Below are 7,562 nucleotides of genomic sequence, written 5' to 3'. Positions count from 1 at the left end.
GTTTTGTAATGGTCGCCGAGGAACTGCACTTCGGTCGGGCGGCACAGCGCTTATTCATGACGCAGCCGCCCCTCAGCCGCCAGATTCAAATGCTGGAGCGCTCACTGGGGGTAACGCTGCTTGAACGCAGTAATCGGCAAGTCCGGCTGACCATTGCCGGTCAGCACTTCCTAAGCGATGCCCGGCACGTCTTGTCCTATACGGAACGAGCGGGAACCTCTGCTCGGCGCATGGCACAAGGCGAAACCGGGCAACTGCACCTTGGGTTTACCGCAGTCAGCGGCTACAGCTTGATTCCCGGGCTGCTGGGGCATGCCGCCGAGCTATTGCCCGGCGTAGGTTTCGAGCTCCACGAAATGGTTTCCGGCGCTCAAATCGAAGCATTGGCCGCTAACATGATTGATGTCGGCTTTGTCCGCAGAGCCGTGCCACGCCCAGGGTTCGATTATCAATTGATTAACAGCGAACCGCTGTTGGTCGCCATGACGAGCGAACATCCTTTAGCACAGCGCACCTCAATTGCGGTTGCCGATCTGGACCAGCAGCCCTTCGTCATGTACTCGCCGGATGAAGGGCGCTATTTCTATGACTGCATCGTGGGACTGTTCGCCATGGCTGGCGTATCTCCGCAGTACCTGCATTATCTTGGGCAAACACACTCTATTCTTGGGCTGGTACGCGCGGGTCTGGGAGTGGCGATCGTGCCCGCTGCAGCTCGCGAACTTTACGTGGGACATTTACAGTTCCGCCCCTTTAAAGACGCCCAACCGCGCGCGCAGGTATACATGGCGTCTAGCTGCGACAACGACAATCCAGCGCTTGCGCACTTCCTGCGGATGGCGACGGGTTATTTTCTCGCATTGCCGTAGCCGAGCTGACACCGCGCCGCATTCTTCGCGAATCGATTCCCACCTGGATTTCAGTTCACCGCCGACTGCCCCGAGTACTCACGTCCACCCACACCGCCAGCACCAAGATGCTGCCTTTGACGATCATTTGCCAGTAGCTGTCGACATCGAGCATCGACATGCCGTTGTCGAGACTGGTGATGACCAAAGCGCCGAGGAGGGCGCCGTACACCGTGCCCGAGCCGCCGCGCATGGAGGTGCCGCCGATGAAGCAGGCGGCGATGGCGTCCAGTTCGCCCATGTTACCCGCAGACGGCGAGCCTGCAGCCAGTCGGGCGGTGTTCACCACGCCGGCAAGGGCGCACATCACGCCCATGATCCCGAAGATCCACAGTTTGATCGCCTGCACGTTGATCCCGGATAGGCGCGTGGCTTCCATGTTGCTGCCGACGGAGTAAATCCTTCGACCGAACACGGTTTGGCTGGTGACGTAGCTGAACACGCCCAGCAGGGTCAGCAGAAGCAGCACCGGGACGGGAATGCCGTCGTAGCTGTTGAGGGTGTAAACGAAGCCCGCCAGCACCGCACCGATCAGCACCACACGCAGGGTGTCGCGTAGCATTGAGGGGACGGATAACCCATGCAGTGCGCGGTTGTGACGTTGACGCCAGGTCAGGAACAAGGTCAGACCAAACAGCAGCACGCCTAGAACGATGCCTGCTAGCGGCGGCAAATAACCTTGGCCGACGTAGACCAAATCCGCCGAGACCGGCGCAATCGTGGTACCCCCAGTAATCCCCAGCAGAACACCGCGAAACGCCAACATCCCACCGAGGCCGACGATGAATGAGGGGATGCGCAGGTACGCGGTCATGTAGCCATTGCCAAGCCCGATCAGTAGCCCACACAGCGCGACGATGGCGAGGTTGAGCGGCAGCGGCAGGTGGTAGACAACGTCGAGAATTGCCGCCACGCCGCCGAGCAGACCCAACATCGAACCCACCGACAGATCGATCTCGCCGCTGATGATCACCAACACCATGCCGCAGGCGAGAATTCCGGTGATGGACATCTGGCGGAGCAGGTTCGACAGGTTTCGCGGGGTGATGAAACCGCCTTCGGTCTGCCAACTGAAGAACAACCAGATAATCACCACGGCGATGAGTAGGGCGAGCATTTTGTAGCGGATGAACAGCTGTTTGACCTGGTTCATTTAGACGGATTTCCGATCAATAGTGTCAGGCCTGGGCGACTGGCTGAGCGCGGCGGCGAGCACGTGCTCTTGGGTCAATTGCTGGTTGATGAAGTCACCGCGTAATTGACCGTCGCCGATCACCAGTACGCGGTCGGAGACGCCCAGCACCTCGGCCAACTCCGACGAGACCATGATGATCGACACGCCTTCGGCGGCCAGCACGCCCATCAACTTGTAGATCTCATATTTGGCACCCACATCGACCCCGCGCGTGGGCTCGTCGAGGATCAGTACACGGGGTTTGGTCAGCAGCATTTTCGCCAGCACGGCTTTCTGCTGATTGCCTCCGGACAGGCTAGTGATAGGCAAAAAGGGATTCGCCGTTTTCAGGTGCATGCGCGAAATTTCCCGATGGACGCTGCCCAGCTCGGCTTCGGCGTCGATACGGGTTAGGTGAGAAAAGGTATCCAGCACCGCCAGCGTGATGTTTTGCCCGACGGCCAGGTCCGGCACGATGCCTTGCCGCTTGCGATCTTCGGGGACCATGCACAGGCCAGCCTTGATCGATTTTTGCGGGGTGCGGGTGTCGATTTTTTTACCGTCCAACCAGACCTCGCCTTCATAGTGGCCGGGGTAGGAACCAAACAACGCGGAGACCAGTTCCGTGCGGCCCGCGCCGACCAGCCCGGCAATACCGAGGATTTCCCCACGCCGCAGTGAAAACGAAATGTCGTCAACCCGTTTACGCCTGGGGTTGTCGACGTCGTAGCAGGTGAAGTGTCGCGCTTCAAGCACGACGTCGCCAACAGCATGGGTCTCGGTGGGGTACAGGTTGTTGATTTCGCGGCCGACCATTTGCGTGATGATCCGCGTGACATCCATGTCGGCCATGGCGGTGGTGGCAATGTGTTTGCCGTCACGGATGACCGAGACGGTGTCGCAGATCGCTGATACTTCATCGAGTTTGTGTGAGATGTAGACGCAGGCGACGCCCTTGGCTTTGAGCCCACGGATTATGTCCAGCAGCACATCGATTTCCGAGCGGGTCAACGAGGAAGAAGGTTCGTCGAGGATCAGTAATCGAGCCTTCTTGTTCAGCGCCTTGGCGATCTCCACCAGTTGCTGATAGCCGCCGCCGTACTGCGAGACGGGCAGGGCGACGTTCATGTCCGGGACCTTCAGCTCGCGCATCAAGGCTTCGGCGCGGTGCATCATCGCCGGGTAGTTCATGCGCCCGCCCGGTAGGGTCAATTCGTGGCCCATGAAGATGTTTTCCGCGACAGACAGGTCGGGAACCAGGGTCAGTTCCTGATGGATGATAACGATCCCGGCGGCTTCGGTTTCAGCGATGGAGTGCGCCGTGAGCGGCTTGCCGTCCCAGATGATTTCGCCTTCCCACGTGCCGTAGGGATAGACCGCCGAGAGCACCTTCATCAGGGTCGATTTACCGGCCCCGTTTTCGCCGCACAGCCCTACACACTCGCCGGGCTTGACCTTGATGTCGATCCCGTTCAAGGCACGGACGCCACCGAAGGCTTTGACGATGCCTTTCATTTCCAGCAGATAGTCGGACATTACGAACACTCAATACGCAGTGAAAAACAAACCAAACCTGCAGGACCGAATACGATGGAAAACCACCCCCTGTGGGACCGAATTCATTCGGGAAGAGGCCGGTACATTCGACAGAAATGTATGGCTATGGATGACCCTTCCCGAATGAATTCGGTCCCACAGATGCTCATGGAAAACTCAATTCGGCCCCACAGCAGCCAAGCTGCTTACTTCCCGGCGATCTGCGCTTTGGTGTAGAACCCGTCGTCTATCAGCACGTCAATGTTGTCTTTGGTCAGCGGGGTCGGCTTGAGCAGGATGCTGTCGACCTTTTTACTGCCGTTATCGTATTGCGAGTTATAGGTGGGCTTCTCGTTACGCACCAGTTGCACCGAGAGCTTGGCGGCTTCCGAGGCGAGCAGCTTCAGCGGCTTGTACACGGTCATGGTCTGAGTGCCCGCGATTACCCGTTTGACCGCAGCCAAGTCGGCATCCTGGCCGGAGATGGGCACCTTGCCGGCCAGTTTCTGCGCGGCAAGGGCCTGGATCGCGCCGCCAGCGGTGGCGTCGTTAGAGGCAACGATGCCGTCGATTTTGTTGCTGTTAGCGGTCAAGGCGTTTTCGATAATGCTCAGCGCTTCGGTGGGGTTCCACTCTTTCACCCATTGCTGCCCGACAATTTTGATGTCGCCCTTGTCAATGGCGGGTTGCAGAATTTTCATCTGGCCTTCGCGCAGAATCTTGGCGTTGTTATCGGTAGGTGCGCCGCCCAGCAGGAAGTAGTTGCCCTTGGGTTGGGCATTCAACACGCCACTGGCCTGCATTTCGCCGACCTTCTCGTTATCGAAGGAAATATAGGCATCAATATCGGCATTCAGTATCAGCCGGTCGTAGGACAGCACCTTGACCCCGGCTTTCTTGGCTTCGGCAACCACGTTATTGAGCACCGTCGCGTTAAACGGCACGATGACAATCACGTCAACACCACGGGAAATCAGGTTTTCAATCTGCGAGATTTGCCGTTGCTCGTTGGCATCCGCCGACTGCACGTACACTTTGGCGCCTAACTGCTCGGCCGCTGCGGTGAAGTAGTCACGGTCCCGTGCCCATCGCTCGAGACGCAAATCGTCGATAGAAAAACCGATTTTTGGGTGAGCCGCATCGGCCATGGCCGAGTTGGCAAGCAGTGCCAGAACGCTGGCGAGTACGACAGTTTTGAAATTCTTCATGGTGTGTCCTCTTATTGTTGTTTAGACGCACTTCAAGACGGGGAACTATGTCCTCCGATAAGGCTGATTTATGGATAAATAAAACGATTCACTAGTCCTTCAAGCATCTCTTGGCGACCACTGACCGGTTGCGGGTCAAAGCCATTGCTGACCGCATGCTCTGCCAAAGACTCCAGGCTGAAATCCCCCGCGAGTACAGCGCGGCCCAACGGCTGACTCCAGCCAGCGTAGCGTTGTGTTTTGAATTGCTCGATCAAGTCGTTCTGGATCATAGACGCTGCACGCTCTAACGCTAGGGCGAGTACATCCATTGCGGCGACATGACCATAGAACAGGTCGACTTCCTCCAGGCTTTGGCGGCGTAGCTTGGAGTCGAAATTGAAGCCGCCGTTGGTGAATCCACCGGCTTTAAGGATTTCGTAGGTGGCCAGGGTCATCTCTTCAACACTGTTGGGAAACTGGTCGGTGTCCCAGCCGTTCTGCGGGTCGCCCCGGTTGGCGTCGATGCTGCCGAAGATGCCGAGGGACGCCGCCGTGGCGATTTCGTGCTGAAAACTATGGCCCGCCAGGGTCGCGTGGTTGGCCTCGATGTTGACCTTGATCTCTTTCTCAAGACCGAACTCATGCAGGAAGCCAAACACCGTAGCGCTGTCGTAATCGTACTGGTGCTTGGTGGGCTCCTGAGGTTTGGGTTCAATCAGCAGGTCGCCCGTGAAACCGATCTTGTATTTGTGCTCGACCACCATCCTCATGAAACGCCCGAGTTGTTCGCGCTCGCGTTTGAGATCGGTGTTGAGCAGTGTCTCGTAGCCTTCGCGACCGCCCCACAGTACATAGTTGGCACCCTTGAGGCGTTGCGTGGCGTTCATGGCGCTGAACACCTGTGCCGCCGCGTAGGCAAACACTTGCGGGTTCGGATTACTCGCAGCACCTGCGGCATAACGAGGGTTGCTAAAGCAGTTGGCCGTGCCCCATAGCAATTGAATACCGGTCTCTTCTTGATGGCGTTCAAGTTGATCGACCATCTGCGCGAAGTTCTCACGGTACTCTTTCAGGCTTGTACCTTCCGGGGCGACATCGGTGTCGTGGAAGCTGTAGTAGTCGATGCCCAGTTTGGAGAAAAACTCAAACGCTGCTTCAGACTTGCTACGGGCCATCTGCATCGGATCGGCGGGTTTCTGCCAAGGTCGCTTAAAGGTGCCGACGCCGAACATGTCGCTGCCGGGCCAGACGAAGCTGTGCCAGTAGCAGGCGGCCATCCGCAAATGCTCGCGCATGGGTTTGCCGAGAATGATCTTATCGGCGTCGTAATGACGAAAGGCGAGGGGGGCGTCGCTGTTTGGGCCTTCGTAACGAATTTTATCGACAGCGGGAAAATAGTGCATCGCGATTTCCTTATTGTTTTAGAAGGAAGGAACCTTGTTTCGATAGTAGCAACGCCCCCGCGCCTGACGATTATGAAACTCACCAAACCCGAGTTCGATTTTAGTTATTGAGGCCGGCAGCATGCGGGCATAGTCTGTAGCGATGGTGGTCTGTAGCGAAGGTTCGGAGGAAGCAGCATGAAGACCGTCCCGCCCGTGCACCGCATTGCTCTGCTGTTCAACGGCAGCAAAATCTATGACCGTGGCATCATCAGCGGGATCGGCAACTACTTGAGCAGCACCCGGGCGTCCTGGGACTTGTTTCTTGAGGAGGATTTTCTCTGCCGCTTGAAGGGCATTGAACGCTGGCACGGCGACGGCATCATCGCCGACTTCGACGACCCAACCATGGGTGAAGCGCTGGCTGGGATTGATCTACCGGTGGTGGCGGTGGGCGGTTCGTATGAGGATGAACAGGCTTATCCGAAGCATATTCCTTACGTGGCTACCGACAATTTCGCCTTGATCAAACTGGCGTATGAGCACCTCATCGAAGCCGGGTTGACTCGTTTTGCCTGTTTCAGCTTGCCCGAGGCGCAGACCAATCGCTGGGCCCAAGAGCGGGAAAAGGCCTTCAGCCGACTGCTTCAGCGGGACGGCGTGCCGGTGGAGATTTACCGGGGGTTGGAGACCAGTGCGCCGCTGTGGGACACGGCGGTGGAACAGCAGATCGCTTGGCTGCAAGGCTTGCCCAAGCCAATCGGCATTATCGCAGTGAGTGACGCCCGCGCCCGGCAGTTGCTGCAAGCCTGCCTGACTGCTGGAATTGCGGTGCCGGAACAGGTCGCGTTGATCGGTATCGACAACGACCCGTTGACCCGCACCTTGACTCGCGTGCCGCTCAGCTCGGTGATTCAGGGCACTGAACGCATGGGCCGAAGCGCCGCGCGCCTGCTGCATCAAATGTTGCACGGCATGCCCTCGGCAGGCAGCCAGATTTTGGTGCCGCCGGAAGCGATCAACGTACAGACTTCAAGCCTGCACCGGCCGCTGGGACATCCGTATGTGATGCAGGCCCTGCATTTTATTCGCCAATATGGATGCCAAGGGATCAAGACCGCCCAGGTTGCAAACTATGTCGGCGTGTCGCGCTCGTCCCTTGAAGCACACTTTCGCAGTGAACTGGGCCGCAGCGTCCACGATGAAATACTCCGATTCAAGCTCACAGCCGCCGCAAATAGCCTGGATAACAGCCCGTGCGCGATAGCCGACATCGCCCGTGACTGCGGCTTTAAGTCCGCCCAGTACCTGCACACGGTATTCAAGCGCGAATTTGGCTGTACCCCACGGGAGTATCAGCACGGACAGCCTC

6 protein-coding genes are annotated in these 7,562 nt (G+C 57.9%); 2 read left to right on the top strand and 4 right to left on the bottom strand.

Going from position 1 to position 7,562, the window contains the following annotated elements; all coding sequences use genetic code 11:
* Nucleotides 1–869, top strand: an 869-nt coding sequence (locus M0974_RS20795; protein ID WP_297841068.1) for a LysR family transcriptional regulator, incomplete at its 5' end; no start/stop codon positions are given.
* 55 nt (nt 870–924) lie between these two features.
* On the opposite strand, the gene M0974_RS20790 is transcribed toward M0974_RS20795, so the two are convergent.
* The 4 genes from M0974_RS20790 to xylA form a co-directional block, all read right to left on the bottom strand.
* Complete coding sequence (locus M0974_RS20790; RefSeq protein ID WP_297841065.1) at nt 925–2,061, bottom strand: sugar ABC transporter permease; 1,137 nt, start codon at nt 2,059–2,061, stop codon at nt 925–927.
* Nucleotides 2,062–3,618, bottom strand: a complete 1,557-nt coding sequence (gene xylG, locus M0974_RS20785; protein ID WP_297841063.1) for a D-xylose ABC transporter ATP-binding protein — start codon at nt 3,616–3,618, stop codon at nt 2,062–2,064.
* 206 nt (nt 3,619–3,824) lie between these two features.
* Nucleotides 3,825–4,826 (bottom strand): D-xylose ABC transporter substrate-binding protein, encoded by a 1,002-nt coding sequence (gene xylF / locus M0974_RS20780; protein ID WP_297841061.1) that lies wholly within the window; start codon nt 4,824–4,826, stop codon nt 3,825–3,827.
* A 68-nt stretch (nt 4,827–4,894) separates the two neighbouring features.
* Nucleotides 4,895–6,211 (bottom strand): xylose isomerase, encoded by a 1,317-nt coding sequence (xylA, locus tag M0974_RS20775; protein WP_297841059.1) that lies wholly within the window; start codon nt 6,209–6,211, stop codon nt 4,895–4,897.
* Nucleotides 6,212–6,388: 177 nt separating this feature from the next.
* Here xylA and M0974_RS20770 point away from each other — a divergent pair.
* Nucleotides 6,389–7,562 (top strand): XylR family transcriptional regulator (locus M0974_RS20770; protein ID WP_297841057.1); only part of this gene is annotated, 1,174 nt, incomplete at its 3' end.

The organism is Pseudomonas sp., from assembly GCF_026224925.1.
Lineage (GTDB): Bacteria > Pseudomonadota > Gammaproteobacteria > Pseudomonadales > Pseudomonadaceae > Aquipseudomonas.
Note: the sequence above shows the minus strand (reverse complement) of the source record. Positions and strands in the feature narration are given on the sequence as shown.